At 65.7% G+C, this 17031-nt stretch carries 19 protein-coding genes; 1 reads left to right on the top strand and 18 read right to left on the bottom strand.

Translation table 11 applies throughout. The features are described 5' to 3' along the window. Nucleotide 1 precedes the first annotated feature (1 nt). The 13 genes from M2352_RS21670 to M2352_RS21610 form a co-directional block, all read right to left on the bottom strand. Nucleotides 2–301 (bottom strand): PAAR domain-containing protein, encoded by a 300-nt coding sequence (locus M2352_RS21670; protein ID WP_264666616.1) that lies wholly within the window; start codon nt 299–301, stop codon nt 2–4. 11 nt (nt 302–312) lie between these two features. After that, on the bottom strand, nt 313–744 hold the full coding sequence (locus M2352_RS21665) for a phage baseplate assembly protein V (protein WP_264666615.1): 432 nt from the start codon (nt 742–744) through the stop codon (nt 313–315). Further along, nucleotides 737–1723, bottom strand: coding sequence for a phage late control D family protein (locus M2352_RS21660; RefSeq protein WP_264666614.1), 987 nt, complete (start codon nt 1721–1723; stop codon nt 737–739). The genes M2352_RS21665 and M2352_RS21660 overlap by 8 nt, the downstream gene beginning before the upstream one ends. Beyond that, nucleotides 1720–1944, bottom strand: coding sequence for a tail protein X (locus M2352_RS21655; RefSeq protein ID WP_264666613.1), 225 nt, complete (start codon nt 1942–1944; stop codon nt 1720–1722). Before M2352_RS21655 ends, M2352_RS21660 begins: the two co-directional genes overlap by 4 nt. Then, complete coding sequence (locus M2352_RS21650) at nt 1941–2387, bottom strand: phage tail protein (RefSeq protein ID WP_264666612.1); 447 nt, start codon at nt 2385–2387, stop codon at nt 1941–1943. The genes M2352_RS21655 and M2352_RS21650 overlap by 4 nt, the downstream gene beginning before the upstream one ends. Continuing rightward, complete coding sequence (locus M2352_RS21645) at nt 2387–5341, bottom strand: phage tail tape measure protein (protein ID WP_264666611.1); 2955 nt, start codon at nt 5339–5341, stop codon at nt 2387–2389. The genes M2352_RS21650 and M2352_RS21645 overlap by 1 nt, the downstream gene beginning before the upstream one ends. 260 nt (nt 5342–5601) lie before the next feature. After that, the gene (locus tag M2352_RS21640) at nt 5602–5919 is read right to left on the bottom strand and encodes a hypothetical protein (RefSeq protein WP_264666610.1); all 318 of its coding nucleotides are present in this window, start codon (nt 5917–5919) and stop codon (nt 5602–5604) included. A gap of 3 nt (nt 5920–5922) precedes the next feature. Further along, a complete protein-coding gene (locus M2352_RS21635; protein WP_264666609.1) occupies nt 5923–6447 on the bottom strand; it encodes a phage major tail tube protein in 525 nt (174 codons plus the stop codon). Between the two features lie 4 nt (nt 6448–6451). Continuing rightward, nucleotides 6452–7906, bottom strand: coding sequence for a phage tail sheath subtilisin-like domain-containing protein (locus M2352_RS21630; protein WP_264666608.1), 1455 nt, complete (start codon nt 7904–7906; stop codon nt 6452–6454). Beyond that, the gene (locus M2352_RS21625; protein ID WP_264666607.1) at nt 7906–8103 is read right to left on the bottom strand and encodes a hypothetical protein; all 198 of its coding nucleotides are present in this window, start codon (nt 8101–8103) and stop codon (nt 7906–7908) included. Before M2352_RS21625 ends, M2352_RS21630 begins: the two co-directional genes overlap by 1 nt. After that, nucleotides 8100–8576: a Gp37 family protein gene (locus M2352_RS21620; RefSeq protein ID WP_264666606.1), complete on the bottom strand. Its 477-nt coding sequence runs from the start codon at nt 8574–8576 to the stop codon at nt 8100–8102. The genes M2352_RS21625 and M2352_RS21620 overlap by 4 nt, the downstream gene beginning before the upstream one ends. A 774-nt stretch (nt 8577–9350) precedes the next feature. Next, a complete protein-coding gene (locus M2352_RS21615; RefSeq protein ID WP_264666605.1) occupies nt 9351–10112 on the bottom strand; it encodes an SDR family oxidoreductase in 762 nt (253 codons plus the stop codon). Between the two features lie 65 nt (nt 10113–10177). Then, complete coding sequence (locus M2352_RS21610) at nt 10178–11407, bottom strand: MFS transporter (RefSeq protein ID WP_264666604.1); 1230 nt, start codon at nt 11405–11407, stop codon at nt 10178–10180. A gap of 134 nt (nt 11408–11541) precedes the next feature. Here M2352_RS21610 and M2352_RS21605 point away from each other — a divergent pair, with 134 nt between their 5' ends. After that, entirely contained in the window at nt 11542–12438 is an 897-nt protein-coding gene (locus tag M2352_RS21605) for a LysR substrate-binding domain-containing protein (protein ID WP_264666603.1), read from the top strand. A gap of 388 nt (nt 12439–12826) precedes the next feature. Here M2352_RS21605 and M2352_RS21600 read toward each other — a convergent pair whose 3' ends face one another. The 5 genes from M2352_RS21600 to M2352_RS21580 form a co-directional block, all read right to left on the bottom strand. Continuing rightward, nucleotides 12827–13072, bottom strand: a complete 246-nt coding sequence (locus tag M2352_RS21600) for a hypothetical protein (RefSeq protein WP_264666602.1) — start codon at nt 13070–13072, stop codon at nt 12827–12829. Nucleotides 13073–13185: 113 nt separating this feature from the next. After that, complete coding sequence (locus tag M2352_RS21595) at nt 13186–13620, bottom strand: hypothetical protein (protein ID WP_264666601.1); 435 nt, start codon at nt 13618–13620, stop codon at nt 13186–13188. A gap of 101 nt (nt 13621–13721) precedes the next feature. Further along, nucleotides 13722–14198, bottom strand: coding sequence for a hypothetical protein (locus tag M2352_RS21590; RefSeq protein WP_264666600.1), 477 nt, complete (start codon nt 14196–14198; stop codon nt 13722–13724). A gap of 112 nt (nt 14199–14310) precedes the next feature. Further along, a complete protein-coding gene (locus tag M2352_RS21585) occupies nt 14311–16017 on the bottom strand; it encodes a transposase domain-containing protein (RefSeq protein WP_264666599.1) in 1707 nt (568 codons plus the stop codon). Continuing rightward, nucleotides 16014–16913 (bottom strand): ParB/RepB/Spo0J family partition protein, encoded by a 900-nt coding sequence (locus M2352_RS21580; protein WP_264666598.1) that lies wholly within the window; start codon nt 16911–16913, stop codon nt 16014–16016. Before M2352_RS21580 ends, M2352_RS21585 begins: the two co-directional genes overlap by 4 nt. Between the last annotated feature and the right edge of the window lie 118 nt (nt 16914–17031).

The raw sequence follows: 17031 nt of genomic DNA, 5'->3' as shown, positions 1-17031 counted from the left end.
ATCAAGCCCCCTCGTCGGCAAACACGGTGGCGCTGCCGCTGGCAACGGACGATCCGCAGGCAACCCCGTCGCCGATCCGGCCCACGGCCCGGCCGTTCACGGACACGGTGGGGCTGCCGCCGGCCAACACGCTGGCATGGGTTTCCGGGATCGACGGGCAGGTGTGCGCCGCCCAGGCATCGCCCACGCGGTGAACGGGGATGCCGTCCACGAACACGTCGGGCGATGCCCCGCTGCTGGGACGCGGCGGCCAGCAGCCGTGCCCGGTGCACATATCGCCAAGGCGGGTGATGGCCGGCATCGCCCCCTCCTTCAGTTCAGGTTGATGCGGGGGCCCTTCAGGCTCGCCCCGGTATCGTCCAGGACGATCGACGTCGCCCCCGCCGACAGCTCCAGCCGCCCGCCCGCCGGCACCGACACGCGGTACACATGGGCCGCCCGGTCGTATTCGATGACGGCGCCGTCCTTGTGGGCGACATGGTGCTTGTCGCGGCTGATGACCGGCGGCGGATCGGCGGTGGAATAGATGGCGCCCAGGACCACGCCGGCTTCGTCCTTTTCGTCCATCAGGACGGCGACGGCCTCGCCTTCGTCCGGCAGCCAGTAGGACCGGTCGCCGGTGGCCAGCGTGCGCGGCTGCATCACTTCCAGCCAGTAGGATTCCATGTCGTCGGCGTCGGGAAAGATCACCCGGACGCGGGCCGTCGCCGGATCGACGGCGGATACGATGCCTCGCCTATACACGCTGCACCTCGATTGTGGTGGTGTATCCCCGTTTGGGGTCGAACCGATGGCCGGACTTCTGCACATGGTAGGTGCCGTCCCAGGCCGTCCCGAAGCCGTCCAGCCGGATGTTGATGCCGGACACCAGATCGGGCCGCCCGGTCAGATCCAGGGAGGCGGTGATCTCCCCGGTGTTGGCGCTGTCGAGCAGAGCCTTGGCCTTCCGCCTCGCCTGCTCTTCGTTTTCCACCCGCACCCGCTTCTTCAGCGTGTCGCCCGCCTCTTTCTTGACCTCGGGCTCGACGGTGACCTTCTGCGTCTTCTTGGTGGCGGGGTCGTAATAGGAGACCTCGCACGCCTTGTAGACCTTGCCTTTCTTGCTGAAGCGCCAGTTCATGATGTTGCTGCCCCCGCGCGGCAGGGTGAAGACCACCGGCCCTGCCATCAGCTCGTCATCGGACATGAACACCAGCGACTGGCCACGGACGCTGAAGACGTACCCGAACTCGGCGGCCGTCTTGGACAAGAACTCCAGATCGGTCTGATCGGCCTGAGTGATGCGGTCCTTCACCTCGGTGTCGGGATCGCCGATCACCGTCATGCCGTGCTCGTCCGCAATTTGCCGGGCGATCTGCGACAGGGTTTTCTTTTCAAATCCCCGGCTCTTTTTCGTCCGCAAGGCGGTGGTCACGCCGGCGGCCAGGGCGGTGACCTTCAGCCTGTCGGGCGGCCCGCTGTGCTCGATCTGGTCGATCTCGTAGCTGCCGGCATCGACCAGATGGTCCTTGTAGCCGATGAACAGCTCCAGCACGTCGCCCTTGGACGGTATCCAATCGTTGCGCCAGCGGCCGTCCCGGTCTTCGAGCTGGATGTCCAGGTCGTCGCTTTCGCCGATCTTCTTATCGGTATAGGCCAAGCCGGTGACCATATCGCGGATGCTGGCCGTCACGTCGGTGCCGGACCACAGCAGGGTCCAGTCCGGGGTATCGACCGTGTTCATCGCGCCCCCCGCTTCCAGGGCGGCAAGCCATAGGCGTACAGCGGCTGTTCGATCACGGGAACCGCCAGCCGAATGCCCGCCGGCAGTTCCGGGGTCCGCGCCACATGGGGATTGCTCAACACGATCCGGGCATAGCCGCAGGCATCACCGTAGTAATCCCAGGCCAGAAGATCCCAGCGGTCACCGGCGACCGTGATGTGTTCGATATAGGTTTTGCTCATCGTGTCCTCCGCAGGAGGGCGGATGTGACGGCACCGATCCGGGCGGGCTCGTAACTGGCCTCCCCCCCCTCACCCCATTCGGTCAGGGTGACCGCCGCATCGATCATCAGGGCATGGCCGGCGGACGTGGTGACGCGGACCTTTTCATCCACCTTGCTGACCACGAAGCGTCCGAGCCACAAGCCGCACCCGCGCACCACGGGCCACCACCGGTTGCTCCGACTCATGGTCCGGAGCGCTTGCATCCGCAGTTCGGGGTCCGACCAGTCGGCATGAAAGCGGAGGTTGACCGTGATGGCACGGGCCTCGTTCTTGGTCCATTGCAGTTTCGGTTTGGCCCGGAACACGTCGTGGCTGGCGTATGTCCAAGCATCCGAGACGCTCATGTCGAGCACGGACGGCGTATCGAACGGGATGGTCCCGACCAGAAGAACGATGCCCATCACCCACCTCGCGATGCAAATTGAGCGCGTTCACGACGCTCGGTTTCACGGCTCACCGCATCGGCGATCAGACGGCTGCCGTCGTTGCGGACCCAGAGCTCCAGCCGCCGCACGATGTCTTCGTCGGTGCTGCCGGCGATGCTGACCGACAGGTTGACCGTCACCGGTGCGGCCCCCCCGAAACCACCGCCCCCGGCGCCACCGGTGGCCGTACCGGGCCCCTGGGCCAGTTCGGCCATCGCCGGGGCCGGCATCCGTGCTATCTGTCCTGAGGCGGCAAGAGCGCCCTTGGCATTGTCGTTGGCCGCACCGGGCACAGTGTTGGCCGCACCGGCCACGGTGTTCGCCACATCCAGAACGGTGTCGGCGGGGCCGGCATCAAAACCAAAGATCGATTTGATGCTGCCGAGCATGGCGCGGCCCACGTTGGACAAGGTGGCCAGGACGCTCTGCACCTTCGCGAGAAGGCCGGCGGCAAGCCCCTCCATCAACCAGGAACCGAACTCGGCAAAGACCGTGGACGGGCTGTTGATGCCGAACATCTTTTTGAAATGGCTGGTGATCGTCGTGTAGATGGTGGCGACGAACGTCGCTACATCCTTGATCTTGCTGTCCAGCCCGGCCTGCAACCCCAGAACTATTCCAAAGGCGATATCGCCCATTACCTGCTTTGCGCCTTCGATACCGTTGCTTATCCCGTCGACCAGCCCGTTAAACATATTGACGGCGGCTTCACCGAGGTTAATGCCAAACAGGCGTTCGAAGAGGCTGTTGAAGAACGTCAGGACGCCGCCCAACCCGGTCTTCACCCCTTCCAAATATGCCCCGAAGTCGCCGGACAACAGACCTGCCATGGCTTGCGCCATGCCGGTACTGACGGTAATCATCATGGCGATGAAGTCGGCCACCGTGTTCAAGGCCCCGGCGATCACCACCCCGACAATGTGGCCGAATTGCTCGACCGATACGGTGGATTCACCAATCGACGGCAACAGGTTGTTAAAAGCCGAGATGACCTTTTCGCTCGCCTCCACCAACGGACCGAAAAGCTGGCCCAGGGCGGCGAAACGGCTGGGTTCGAAGGCCGAAGCGAAACCAGACGCAAAACCACTGAAGAATGTCTGGTAGATATTCCATAGCCAGCTTATCGCGGCCCCTACCTGACCGAACACGCCCGTCAGCAGGCCCCACGATGACGCGATCATCCCTGCCGCATCGGTCAGCCAGGGGGATGCCATAGTGGTCGCCATCACGCCGATGGTGTGGCCCCAGCTTTCCCCCAGCGCCCCGGCAGCGGTGCTCAGCCCCTCCACCGGGGAGAACAATGATTTGACCCATTCCACCAGACGGCCCCCGGCGCTGAGGATGGGCGCCATCGCCGCCGACAGGGCGTCGAAGGCCGGCTGAAGGGGCGCCACCCCGTCCACGATTCCGCTCCACAGGCCTTGGAAGAAGGCTGCAACGCTGTCCCAGTTCTGATAGATCAGCACCGCCGCCGCGACAGCTGCCGCAGCCACCAGCCCGATCGGTCCGGCCATCGCCGCCAGCACGCCCATGGCCGTCGCGGCACCGGACGCCAGCATCCCGAAAAGCATCATCAGCGGACCGACCGCCGTTAACGCTGCCGTCGCCACCATCGCCAGGATCATGCCGATCCGGGCGATTTCCGGGTTCGCTTCGGCAAAGCCGGTCAGGCGTTTGACGAAGTCGGTCACAGACTGAATCGCCTGGGTCAGGACCGGAAGGAGCGTGGTGCTGAGCGTGATCTTCAGGGTTTCGAGCGCGATGGCCCACTGCTGGAGACGGCCGTCCAGGTTGTCGGTCTTCGTGCCCGCCATTTGAACGGCCTGGCCGGCGCTGTTGGAAACGGCGCTTTCCAGGCTGGAGAACCCGCTCGTGGACATGCCGTTGATCAGCTTGTCGCTTGCGGCGATGTTCTGCTGACTGGAGTTGCCTGGCTGTGGACCGAAGATCTTGGTCATCGTCTCCAGACGTTGGGCGCCGTCGTAATTCTTGGCGTCCATGGCCTTGTCGATGGCCTTCATGATCTCGGTGACCGGAAGCAGCTTGCCGGTAGCAGGGTCGTTGGTCTGCACCTGCAGCGTTTCCAGCTCCTCCCGCGCCGCCTTGGGCAGCGCTGTGAGCCGGTTGATCATGCCGATCAGGACCGTCCCGGTTTCGGATGCGGCAACACCGCTCTTTCCCAGAAACGCGATCATGGCGCTCGTCTGTTCGAGCGACAGCCCGGCAGCGCTGGCCGCCGGACCGGCGGCCTTCAGCGCGTCCCCCAGGGCGCTCACCGACATCGACGAATTTTTCGAAGCGGCTGTCAGTACGTCGGCGACACGGGCGGTGTCGCTGGCGTTCAGGCCGAACTGACGCAGCGTAGCCCCCGCCAAAGCGGCGGTTTCCGAAAGCCCCATGCCGGCGGCCCGCCCGAAATTGACCAGGGGATCGGTGGCCGCGACGATCTCACTGGGGTCGAACCCGTATCCGGACATCTCGGCCATGGCCGCAGAGACCTGTGATGCGGATGCCCGGCCGTCACGGCCCAGTTCCAGCGCCTTTTTGCGCATGGCATCCAGTCCCGCCGGATCGGCGCCGGCAACGGCGGAAAGGTGGGACATGGATTTTTCAAAATCCTGGGCCGGCTTCACCATATCGATCATCGCCGACCGCATCGAGCCGGCGGCGCTGTTGACGGCGGCTGCCGCCTTCATGGCCTCTTGCCCGATGGATTGGAACCGCTGCGCGACCGACATCGTTTTCGCAACATTGTCCAGCTCGCGAAGACCATTGGTCGCCGCCCGAAGCGGTGCGGTCACCTCGTCGATAACCTTGAATTCCACATCGATGATGCCGGGCTTGGGCGGCACTATATCTTTCGGGACAATTGGGAGATTGTTATTCGGGACGATTGGAAGATTTGAGGTGAACGGGATAAGGTCGGCCATGCTTTCCAGGTCCGCAGAGGCTTGCCGCTTCCCCGGTGGGAAGATGGCGTTTTGCCGAAAACGTCGGTGCAGCGCCGGCTTCACCGACGACACCGGCCCAGATGCGGCCCCCGGCTGTCCAGCTCAGCCGGGGGCCGCCGATGGGATGACCGAGCCCTATCCGCCGGATGGGTAGCGGGCCTCTTGCGCCGCCCGCTGGCGTCTGGCGTATTCCGCCAGCGCCCCCACCTCCCGGATCAGATCGTCCCAGTCCATCGCCATCAACTCGCCGTGGGAGAATCCTCCGTCGAGCCGGAGCTGGACAAAGTGCTGCTCGCAGAGGAGCTGTCGTTTCCCATGGTCGCTGCCATCAGCGTCTGAACATCGCCCATGCCCATGTCCTCGACGTCTTCGAGGGTGATGGGCAGGCCGTCGATCAGGGTCAGAACGGCGATGATGCCGAACGCCAGACGGATGGTGTCCTGGGCGCCGCCGGCCATGCGGGCGGCCTGAAGAAGGTCGCGGCCCTTGCCCCGGCGGATGCTGGCCTTCTTGCCGTCGGCAAGAACGACGGTCTTCGCTTCGGTGGTGATGGACATGGATCAGATCCCCATGTTGGCGCGCGAGCGGGCCAGGATGTCCTCGCCGTTCACGTTCCAGATGTTGTTGAAAACGTCGATTTCGCAGACGGTGGCGCCGTCGTGCAGAACCTTGACCTGGGTGACGCGCAGTTCGTCGCCGCCGAAGTCGGCCACGTCGCCCGCCTTGAGGGTGCCGAGCTTGACGGTGTTCCACGACGCCGTCATGTGCCAGACCACCGGCACCTCGCGGGTGCGGCCCTGAGCCGTCCAGGTTTCCAGCGAGCTGCGGACCTGGAGGTTGTGCGCCTTGAACGGGTTGGCCCCGGCACGCAGGTGTTCGGCGTAGAAGCCGGTCCACTTGATCGTGCATTTCATGGCGTTCAGACGGGTGGGGATCTGAATTTCGCCGAACATACCCAGAGCCTTGTGGCCTTCCAGATTGAGGGCCAGATCCGGCAGGGCCACTTCGCTGGCGCGCCCGATCAGGTTGAGCGTGCCGTCGAGGTAGACGTTGGCGTTGTAGACCTTGTTCACTTGAACCGACATGGCATCAGCCCCCCAGGTTCGACAGCAGAGTGATGTCGATGAAGCTTTCGAACGTGATCCGCTCCGCCGGCGGCGGCGGGCACATGATCAGGTCGAAGGTCAGGTGCCCCGCCGCCAGCTCGACCGCCGGGTTCTTGGCCTTGTTGAACTCGGCGCGCGACCCGATGGTCAGGGCGCCGCGGCCGATCAGGACGCGGATGAAGCCGTTGCAGCTTTCCAGCACGGAATCGATCAGCGCATCGTTGATGGGCAGGTCGAGGAACTGGAGCATGGCGTACTCCAGGCTTTCGTGAACCATGTCCGCCACGCGGCGGGTCTGGACGAAATTGCCCTGCGCGGTGGAGGCCGGCCAGGCGCTGGACCGGTTGCCCCAGCTGCGCAGACCCGTGCCGAAGCTGTTGAGCACGGTGACGATGCCGGCCTCGTTCAGCAGGTTCACGTCGCTGGTGGGGTCGTTGATCATGGCGGACAGGTCGCGTTCCGCCCCGACGATGCCCTTGATGACCTTGTTCGACGGGCTGTACCAGTAGCCGAACTCGTCGTCGGTGGCGGCGATCACGCCGGCCAGACGCTGGCTGTACGGTTCCAGCCGGGTGCTGTCGGTGGCGAGGTCGTAGACCTTCAGGTGCGGGTAGCACAGCACCACGCGTTCGCTGCTGAAGCCGAAGTTGATGGACCCGCTGGGGCCGCGGCCGCTGATGGCCTGATCCCGCGTGACGCCGATGGGGGCGTCCACCAGGGCGATGCCGCGGCACTTGGACGCCGATGCCAGCGCTTCCATCTCCACCGCCACCGACGTCTGGGTGCAGTAGACGGGGGCGATCAGGATCTTGGGGTACATGCCGAACAGGTTGTAGCTGTTCAGCAACCCCTGCATGCCCAGCCGGCGGCCGGCCACATCGACGGAGCCGATGATGTCGGCGGCGGTCACCTTGGACGGGTCGGCGCGGTCGTAGCTGACGGTCAGCGGCGCACCGGCGGGGATGGTGCCGCCCGCCGCCCGCTTCAGCAGGCCGGTCACGCGGTCCAGGGCATAATCGGTGCCGGCGGCATAGGTGACGGCGCTGTCCGCGCTTTTCACCACGGCGGCGATGATGTCGCCGTGGGCCAGCTTGGCCGTGCCGTCGGTGCCGAGCGTCACCGCCTCGCCCGTCACCGCCGTCTTGTGGACGGCCGGGTCGAAGACGTTGATGACGATGACGGTGCCGCGGCCCTGGTCGAAGATCGCGTCCAGCGCCTGCGGGATGGTGTACCCGCTCAGGGCCGGGCCGGCCAGCTTGCCGGCGTCAACGTCGGACAGGACCAGATAGGGGGCGTTGACCTTGCGGTTGTCGGCGTCGAGGTGATGGACCGGCGTGGTGCCGACCAGACCGACGACGGCGGTCTTGACGGCACGGATCGGGCGCGGGCCCTTGGTCACCTCGACCGTTTCGACGCCGTGCAGGAAATTGGCAGCCATCAGGCGCCCCCCTCGATCTGGTTGTCATGCGGTGCCGGGGCCTGTCCGGGCTCTTCGGCGAGATAGCCCAGCGCCAGCAGCGTGGCGGTGTAGTCGGCGGCGGGGTCCAGCTCCACAACACTGCCGGGATGCAACAGCACCTCCCGGCCGCCGGCCGTGGCACCGGACAGCGGCCCGGTGTAGCGATATCGCTTCACGTCCCATTCTCCATGGTCAGGTGTTCAGTAAGAGTGATCCGCTGAAGGGTCACGAACGGCTCGGGTTCGGCCGTTTCCAGCGCGATCGTGGTCAGGGAGACGGTGAGCGCGTACCGCCATACCCCGTCGTCGAGGCTCACAAAGCGGTCCCGCACCGGCACCACCTTGTGCGCGTTCCCCGGTTTCCATCCAGCCAGCACCGTCCGGGCCGCTTCCAGGAAACGGTAGGCCCCGGTGTCCGAATGCAGTTCCCGTGCAAGGACCGTGATCTTGAACGTCATCTTGCGGGTCTGAACGAGCAGATCCGTCGGTTCCGGGGCGCCATACGTGGATTTGCTGTAACCGACCAGCACAGCCCCGCAGGGATGAGTCAGCGTGTACTGTTCCGCCGGCGCCGGGTAAGCCAGCACCTCGGCCATCGGCAGGGCGGCGGCAAGCCGGTTCACCAGAGCGGTTTCGAGGTCCATGATCATTCGGCATCTCCCAATCCCGGCACGCCGGACAGCGGCGTGGACGGCATCAGCCTCACCCCCCTGCCCGCCCCCCGCCGGTGGCCGGAAAGGGCCGGTGGCGGGGGGCGGGCCGTGCAGCGCTGTGTGCTGGGGCAGCGTCGGGCATGTCCGAACCATAGGGATTCCGCCCGATGGGGTACGCCTGAAGCGTTTCAGGCATAGCGGCCACAGGGAAACCCGGCGGAAACATGGGAGGGGGACGCGCGGAAGGAAAACAGGATGATCCCCTTCCCGGCCGGTACCGAAAGCCTGGCCCGGATCACACATCAACGCTTGGGAGCGGCTGCCCGCGGGCGCGTCGATCGGTGGCGCCGAGACGGCATGCCATGCCATCGGCGCATCCGGCGACGATGAACAGGGCACGGACGCGGATCATTGCTGCCAGCGTGTGATGGATACGCTCGGGAGCACGTGCGTCCGTGATGCTGGCCGCTGGGCGTTCACAGATCCCAAGCCGCCGGCCGAGATCGACCAACAGCAGGATGCCGGCGTCGAGGTGAGATGGCCGCTATCGAAGGCGGCGTGAACCGGCTTGCCCGACAACCGGTGACAAGCCGGGCGGAACCCCGGAACTCTCGGCCATCGCGGGCGTCAACTCCGTTGACCCGTGGTGAGAGTGCAGCAGAACCAGAATCATACGCGCATTCGGCGGCTTACCCTCACGCCCGTCGCGCCAGCGAGTGACCTGGGCGGGCACGGTTCGTCAAGGGAAGGGTCCAACGCCGGTCCCGTTGCTCACTTGCCGCCCGTGACATCGAGGAACGTGCCGGTGATGAAGGAAGCCTCGGCGCTTGCCAGCCATAGGATCGCCCGCGCGACCTCCTCAGGCTGGCCGCCTCGTCCCATGGGGATCGAATCCTTGACGCGATCCACCCGCCCCGGCTCTCCGCCGCTCGCATGCATATCCGTGTAGATGTGCCCGGGGCGGATGCAGTTGACGCGGATGCCGTCCCGCGCGACCTCCTTGGCGAAGCCGGTCGTGAAGGTTTCAAGGGCCCCCTTCGAGGCGGCGTAGTCGACATACTCGTTTGGACTGCCGAGCCGGGCCGATGCCGACGAGATGTTGATCACCACGCCGCCCCGCCCGTTGTGGCGATACGACATGCGCTTCGCTGCCTGCTGTGCGCAGAGGATCGGGCCAATCGCGTTGACCGCGAAGATGCGCTGCATCCGCTCGAAGTCGAGATCCTCGGTCCGGGACTGCCGCGCAAGCACCGCGGCGTTGTTGACCAGGACGTCGATCCGGCCGAACTCCCGGTCGATCGCGGCGAACAGTTGGGCGACCTGCGCCGGATCCGCGCTGTCGGCGCGCACGGGCAAAGCCCGGCGTCCCAGAGCCTCCACATCCGCCGCGACCGCATGGGCGGCGGACTCGTTGGCGATGAAGCTGATCGCGACATCGTAGCCCTGTGCGGCGGCAAGCCGTGCAGTCGCCGCGCCCATGCCACGCCCTCCACCCGTTATCAGGATCAGCGGCGCTTGAGGGACGGTGTTCATTGGAGGAATCTTCCTATGGTGGCAAGACGTTCATGCGGGTTCGGGAACGGCGGAAGGACGGCGGCTCATTGCCGGCCTTGTCCGATCCACCTCGACATCCAGCGCCGGGAGAAGCCGGCTTTTCCATACGGTCCCGCGCCGGAGGTGCTCAGATGGGGCTTCAACGTCAGGACAAGCGGAACGATCAGGGCGGCGGTCGCCGCCGAGGCCAGCACGCCGATCGTCTGGGTGCTGTGATCGGCAATCGCACCGTAGAGGATCGGTGCCAAGCCCCCGGAACCGATCACGCTCGTGTAAAAGACCGCGAAGGCCCGGCCCATATCGCCGTCGGAAAGCTCCGGCACGGTGCCGTAGAGCACCGAAGAGGTGCCATTGAGCACGATGCCGAGCAACGGCAGCAGGATGAGCGTTGGCGTCAGCGACGTGAACAGCGTTGCTGCGATCAGCAAGGCTGTTGCGGTTTCGGTCACCATGACGCTGCCGACAACACCCAGCCGCTCCCCAAGCCAACTGCACGTCGCCTTTCCGAACGCGCCGCCGATGAACAGCAGGGCGAGGGCTAGTCCGACCGTCGCCGTGTCCCCGCCCTGCCCATGGATGAGGAAGGGCAGGAAGAGAAGGTAGCCCATGCGGGTCGCCGTATCGAGCGCGCCGACCGTCGTCAGAATGGCGAAGCCGCCGCGGCCTTGGCCCGAAGCCACCCCCGTCGTCGCGGCTCTGCGGATGGGAGCTGCCGGCGCCAGCGGCACCAGGGCGGCCGACAGGGCGATTCCGAGCACCGCCATCAGCCCCAGCACGAACTGCCAGCCGAGACTCGGCAACAGCACCGCGACGAGTGCCGGCAACGCCGCTTTTCCGAGATCACCCGAAAAGTTGTAGATGCCGAGTGGATGCCGCGACGCCGAGCCATAACTTACGGTGACGAGCATCGAGCCACATGGGTGCTGGATGCTCGATCCGATGCCGGCCACGACGAGGCCGACACAAAGACCCGCAAAGCCAAACGGCGATGCCATGATCAGCAAGCCCGCCGAGGCGAGAGCGGTCGACAGGATCAGCGCCGCTCGCGGTGACAAGCCGCGGAGGGCCCGGTCGGCCGGAATTTGCAGCCCCCCCATCGTCCCGTAATAGAGGGCGCGGACAATGGCAAGCGCGGCATAGGAAAGGCCAAACTCTGCCTGCCACACCGGCAGAAAGGCATAGAGGCCATCAGTGTAGCCGTCATGGAGTGCATGAGCAAGACATGCACTCATCAGGCTTTTCTTTTTCTTGCTCCACCAATGTATCAACTTCATTCTTGATGGATCCTTGGAGAGATAACAGGCATTGTTCGGCTCGCCCCATCCCAAAGGCATGGTATACGTGTGAGATTTCAGCGACTAGTATGCTTTGCATCACGGATGCCGTTTGTTTTTCTCACGGATTGCCTATGCGCCGCCTTCCCCCCTTGAACGCCTTGCGCATCTTCGAGGTCGCGGCTCGGACCGGCAGCTATGCCGAAGCCGGAGCCGAACTCGGCCTCACCCATGGCGCGGTCAGCCGCCAGATCGCCGCGCTCGAAAGCTGGCTCGGGCAACGGCTCTTCATGAAGGACGGACGTCGCATGGTCGCGACGCCGATGGCGAGAATCTTCGCCGCCGAGGTCGGCCTTTCCTTCGATCGCTTGGCTGTTGCGGCGGAAGCGTGTGGCCGGCCAACCGCGCGCCGCATCTTGCGTGTAAGCGCCCCGACCAGCTTCGCGATGCGCTGGCTGATCCCGCGTCTCAATCGGTACCACGCCGACCATCCGCACGTCGAAGTCGCGGTTACGACGGTTTCGACCGTGCTTGAGGAATTACGCGGCGGCGTCGATGTGGCGATCCGGCGCGGCGTTGCCCGGGAGCATGTGTGGCCTCAGCATCACGTCGTCCCGGTGCTGGATGATGTGGATACGCTGATCATGAGCCCGGCGCTGTTCGCACAACGGCCGATTCTGAAGCCCGCCGACATCGAGGGACATACCCTGCTTGCAAGCGAAACCCGTGCCGGCGATTGGGCGAACTGGCTTGAGGCGGCAGGGCTCCAGCACCTTGCCGGGCATCCCCGCCAGATATTTGATCACTTTTTCGTGACCCGCCAGGCGGTGGAAGATGGGCTTGGCATTGGGATCGGCCCATTGCCGATGCTGGAGATCGACGTTGCCAGCGGAAGGCTGATGACACCGCTGCCGGAGATCCGGGTTCCGAGGACGGGTTACGTGGCGCTCATTCCACGTCAGGCCGATGCCGGAAACTTGGTTGCCGGTTTCGTCGATTGGCTTGCCGCAGAGACGCAAGGACCGCGATGACGAGCCGGGCAGCCCCCGGAACCCTCGGTCATGGCTGGCGTAAATCCCGTTGATCCGCGGCGAGACAGCCTCAGACCAGAATCATCCTCAAATTCAGTGACCCAACCTCAAGTCCGCCACCCTGGGCTCAGCTTTGGTGACGCATCCGGGCCACGGGCCAGCCCCGCAGCAGCCGCAAGGAAAGAAACCACCGGACACGAAAAAACCGGCAGCGGCTCCGATCATGGGATCGGGCAACTGCCGGTGCTCAGGAGGGATCTTTTAAAGAATGATGGTTTGAAAGAGTGGCGTTTTCAAAAACGCGGCGCTTTCGAAAAAGGGCCGGGCTCAGGCGGCCGGTCATCCCCCGGTGCAATCGGAACACACCCGGCGGCGATCGAGCCGCGGGTCAAGGCCGCGGTGCCGGTGTTGAACGGCCGATCGGTTTGGTAACGCGCACGCGGCCCCAGATAGCCAGCCCGCCGCCCACCACCCCACCGGCGGCCGTGGCCAGCGCGGCGATATCCGACGCGGTATCGGGGGCAATCTCCACCCCCAGCAGGCTGGCGAGAGGCGTCAGGATGGCAATGATGCCACCCCAGATGGCTCGGCTCTGGTACCAGGGTTTATCGCCCTCGATCTCATTCAGGGACATGGGCAGAACCTTTCGATAAGGGGGACGATGATGCCTCCGGGGACCGGGTGAACGGGCCCGGATCAGCGAGGGTTTATCCGTTGGCCGACACGGCGCTGTCCGCCTGAACCTGTTCAGGCCGGCAGGCCGCTCTTGCCCGGTGCACCCTGTTTGGCGCGTGCGCATGCGGCATAGACACCGCGTTCGGTCATGCCGAACTGACGCGCCACCTCAGCCACCGTCGCCCCCGCCGCCCGCATCGCCAGGATACGGTGGACACGGTGCCGGGCAAGCAGGGACGACATCACCGGTACATCGATGTGAATGATGCTGGCCGCAGCGAAACGATGATAGATCGCCCTGGCAGCCTCTTCCCCCACCGCGGCGGCCAGACGCCCGCCATCCCGCGGCGGACGGCCCAGGTGCAGGCGTGTTCCACCGCACGCGGCCACCAGACGCAGCATCGTATCCTCCCCGGTGGCTTCCAGGACCGTCATCAGATTGGCGGGCAGGTAGCCGTACCGCTGGCGGGGCGTTTCCGGCGGCATGGCCATCGACGAATCGGTCATGGTCTGTGTTTCTTTCGCAAGGGGCGACGACTCTGCCAGCGGCACGGCGGATGGGTGCGGAGCGGAAGGGAGGGCGCCGGATGGCAGCCGGTCATGCGTGATCATCCGAGGTTCCCCGCCTGAAAAATGTCGAGCGCGCTGCATCGCGGGCAGATACGGTTGCCGGCGCCCGCGCTGTTGAACACCTGCCGGCAGTGCAGGCAGGTCCGAATGGCCGGACCGGTGCCGTGGGGGCTGGGGGGTTTGCGGTTGACGGCAAGCCAGCCGGCGTCGGTCAGGGTCACAACCGGCCTCTGCCCCGCTTTGCGCGTTTCGCACAGCCGGCCGTCGTCCAGCAGAGCGCGCCGCGCCTGAACGAAGTCGGACGCCTTCATGGGAATGACGGCACGGGCTTCGCGGCAACGGGGCGGAGGCTGCCCGCCGCGCTCGTGCTCGGCGAACAGAAGCAGGAGCTGGAGAAGCTGGCCATCCGCAGTGGGCGCCGCCGGGGTGGTGCGTGGCGGAGCATCGGGGGATGGGGTGGCCACACCCATGGGGGTGGGTTCTTCCGCGGGCGCGGGAGGGGACGTTCTGGTCATGGGGAAGAGTCCGTGGACGTGCTCAGGGCAGCCCCCGGCTTTTCCGGGCAGCCCGAAGGCGTGCCGGCGGAGCCGCATGGTTCCGAGACGGAGGCTCTAAAGCACGGGGGGGTTAGAGGGTAACGGATGCCGTCCGCGGGCTGGTTCCGGCCACCGGCAAGCCGGTGCGCAGCCACGCCCTGCGGGCCCGGGCATAGTCCAGGGCCGTCTCGGCATCGCCGAAGCCCGGAGCCTCGATCACCGGGGTGTGTCCGAGATAGGTGCCATCCCGGTGATAGACATGGAGCCCGTCGTGGAGAAAATCGGGATCGAAGCGCACCGCGACGGTTTCACCCAGATGAAGGGACAGGAAATTGGCCCAATAGCGGTTGCCGGACAGGCGGATGGTGCCGTCGCGGCTGTTCACCATCACGCCTTCGGCAGCCGGCAGCCACAGCCGGCGCAGTTCCCCTCCCGCCCGGACGGCTGGCGCTTGGGCACAGCCGCCATGGACGTCACGGCCGCCGTGTTTTTCCATCATCCGCCCGATCCGGCTGTTGTGGGCGCCGATTTCCGACACCAGGACCGAGAGGAAATCATCCAGCGCAACCACCCGGCGCGGGCGTCCCTCCGCTTCGCCGGCAGAGCCTCCGCCGGCACCGGCCCCCTGGAGCGCCGGATGCCGTGCAACGCCGGACGTGACATGCCGAAAGGCCCGTTCGGCCGGTGCGGCGCCGCCATCGCCGGGGGCGGCCCAATGGACACCCACGCCAAGCCCATCCAGCGTGCTCAACGGCTCCTCGTCGCGGATCCTGAGCCGGTAGCGGCCGGGCGCACCGCCGGTCAGCCAGGCAGACGCAAAGCCGGCCCCGCCTCCGAACCAGCAAACCTTTGGAATTCCACGAATCTCGGCCAGGTCACCCAGAGCCAGGCGCACCGCCCGCGCGCTGGCGGCCGTGTCCACCCGGTATGACAGGATCACCCCGGACGAAAGGTCGAGGAAGGCCACCATATACGGGCGGCACACCGCGCCGTCAGGCCATTCCACCCACAGGTTCCAACCATGACCGTGACCGTAGGCAGCCTCCAGCATGTGGAAGCCGGACGGATCATGCTCCTGCGCCGGGTGGCCGGGTGAAGTCTTGACCATCCCCGTGCGGCACAGGGCGGCAACGGCAGGGTGCACGCAGTCCAACAGCCGCCGCAGCATGGCGCGCTCGGACGGCAGCGGCCAGCCATGCGCCGCCGCCGCCCGCTGGACACGGCTGTAACACTCGGAAAAGGCCGGTGCTGCCGGGGACAGGTAGTCGGCGCGAAACAGATCCCAGGCTTCCTGCGGGCAGGCCCGGATGGCGGTGCGCCCGGCATGGCGGGGGGCAAGGGCCGGCAGCCAGTCGGCCCGGTCCCGGCCCGCCACCCGCGAAAACCAGTGATAGACGCTGCTGGTACCAACGCCATGGCGGCAGGCCACGGTTGCGACGGCCTCATCCTTGGGCACGCCACTGCGCTGCAACACGACAACCGCATCGAGAATGCCGGCGCAACGCCGTGCCCTGGCCTTTTTCTCCTCTGACAGCCCGTCGAACCAGCGCCACAAGGCATCACTGGGCAAGGGTGGCGGTTTCGCCGTCTTGACCCTGGCTGTGTCCAACAGGGTCAGCCGGATCTGGGCCGCGGTCGGCAACACCGAGATATGGTATTCCCGCCCTCCCCCCCGCCCCTGGCGTTTGCGGAACCTCCAGTTTTCCCGCAGCGCGCGGAGCTGGATGGCGCGGTCGGTTGTCGGCAGCCCCGGTAACGATAAGGCCGCGAGTTCCGCGGCGGAATGCCATTCCTTCATGAGGCCGCCCCCCGCTTCACGAACGCGGTGCCCCCGGCGGCATCGAGAATGCCGTCGGCCTGCAAGAACGCGACGAAGGCCCGGCGGTCGGCGGTTCCGGCATGGCGCCATGCCGTCAGCAGCCGGGAACAGCCGTCCGCCGCCCTGGCCGGGCGATTGTGCAGACGGGCCGCTGCCTCGCGCACGGATTTGGCTTTGGGGGGAGAGCACAAAAGCATCGCGAGCACGGCGCGCTGGTCCGCCGGCGCCATTCTGGCAAGCGCCAGCAACTCCGCCTGGGTCTTGGCAAGAGATGTGCCGGCCACCACCGCCCTGACGTCGGGTGCCAGGCCCGTGGCGATCTTGACGGCAAGCTGGATGGTGCGGTCGGTCAGGCCGACCCGCTCCGCAGTGTCCCGAGCAAACGAAACGATTTCGCTTGCTGCTCCTTGGCGGGCCTTTCCCCCCGCCACACCCGCCTTGGTCTGCGGGTTCAGACGTTCATAGATCGCTTTGCGTTCGAACAGGAAAACCGCCCGGTCCAGCGGATTCAATTCGTGGCGGACGAGGTTCTCGTCAATTTCGGCTATCCGAGCTTCATCATCCGTGGCTTCGAAAACGAAGGCAGGAATGACCGACCATCCCAGCGAGGCGCAGGCCGCCAGCCGATGGGCTCCGGCGATCAATCCAAACCCCCCGCCTTTGGCCATGCGCACCTCGATCGGTTGGCGCAGATACCCGGTTTCACGGATGTTCTCGGCCAGGAGCGCGGTATACCCCCCATCGACGGCACGCAGCCGAACGCCGGCGTCAATATCGGCAATAGTAATATCCTGTAAACCTAACGATCTCATGGTTATTGCGACTCTCTCTTTTTGGCGATGCGAAAGGCGCGGCAGGTCCGTATAGTTTTGCATGGTTGAGGTTTGAGGCGCTCACCGCCGGGAATGAACCGCAAGAAACAGGCTCTTCCCCGGGTGAGCGCGGTGCCATTTCTGCAATAGCCCCTCGCTATGCAGATGAGCTCTCGCGTGC

Origin of the sequence: Azospirillum fermentarium (genome assembly GCF_025961205.1) — a bacterium.
Classification (GTDB): domain Bacteria; phylum Pseudomonadota; class Alphaproteobacteria; order Azospirillales; family Azospirillaceae; genus Azospirillum; species Azospirillum fermentarium.
Note: the sequence above shows the minus strand (reverse complement) of the source record. Positions and strands in the feature narration are given on the sequence as shown.

Excerpts from the sequence above, each read along its gene's own strand:
- M2352_RS21670 (WP_264666616.1), bottom strand. The coding sequence starts at position 301 with ATGCCGGCCATCACCCGCCTTGGCGATATGTGCACCGGGCACGGCTGC.
- M2352_RS21660 (WP_264666614.1), bottom strand. The coding sequence starts at position 1,723 with ATGAACACGGTCGATACCCCGGACTGGACCCTGCTGTGGTCCGGCACC.
- M2352_RS21655 (WP_264666613.1), bottom strand. The coding sequence starts at position 1,944 with ATGAGCAAAACCTATATCGAACACATCACGGTCGCCGGTGACCGCTGG.
- M2352_RS21650 (WP_264666612.1), bottom strand. The coding sequence starts at position 2,387 with ATGGGCATCGTTCTTCTGGTCGGGACCATCCCGTTCGATACGCCGTCC.
- M2352_RS21645 (WP_264666611.1), bottom strand. The coding sequence starts at position 5,341 with ATGGCCGACCTTATCCCGTTCACCTCAAATCTTCCAATCGTCCCGAAT.
- M2352_RS21640 (WP_264666610.1), bottom strand. The coding sequence starts at position 5,919 with ATGTCCATCACCACCGAAGCGAAGACCGTCGTTCTTGCCGACGGCAAG.
- M2352_RS21635 (WP_264666609.1), bottom strand. The coding sequence starts at position 6,447 with ATGTCGGTTCAAGTGAACAAGGTCTACAACGCCAACGTCTACCTCGAC.
- M2352_RS21630 (WP_264666608.1), bottom strand. The coding sequence starts at position 7,906 with ATGGCTGCCAATTTCCTGCACGGCGTCGAAACGGTCGAGGTGACCAAG.
- M2352_RS21620 (WP_264666606.1), bottom strand. The coding sequence starts at position 8,576 with ATGATCATGGACCTCGAAACCGCTCTGGTGAACCGGCTTGCCGCCGCC.
- M2352_RS21615 (WP_264666605.1), bottom strand. The coding sequence starts at position 10,112 with ATGAACACCGTCCCTCAAGCGCCGCTGATCCTGATAACGGGTGGAGGG.
- M2352_RS21610 (WP_264666604.1), bottom strand. The coding sequence starts at position 11,407 with ATGAAGTTGATACATTGGTGGAGCAAGAAAAAGAAAAGCCTGATGAGT.
- M2352_RS21605 (WP_264666603.1), top strand. The coding sequence starts at position 11,542 with ATGCGCCGCCTTCCCCCCTTGAACGCCTTGCGCATCTTCGAGGTCGCG.
- M2352_RS21600 (WP_264666602.1), bottom strand. The coding sequence starts at position 13,072 with ATGTCCCTGAATGAGATCGAGGGCGATAAACCCTGGTACCAGAGCCGA.
- M2352_RS21595 (WP_264666601.1), bottom strand. The coding sequence starts at position 13,620 with ATGACCGATTCGTCGATGGCCATGCCGCCGGAAACGCCCCGCCAGCGG.
- M2352_RS21590 (WP_264666600.1), bottom strand. The coding sequence starts at position 14,198 with ATGACCAGAACGTCCCCTCCCGCGCCCGCGGAAGAACCCACCCCCATG.
- M2352_RS21585 (WP_264666599.1), bottom strand. The coding sequence starts at position 16,017 with ATGAAGGAATGGCATTCCGCCGCGGAACTCGCGGCCTTATCGTTACCG.
- M2352_RS21580 (WP_264666598.1), bottom strand. The coding sequence starts at position 16,913 with ATGCAAAACTATACGGACCTGCCGCGCCTTTCGCATCGCCAAAAAGAG.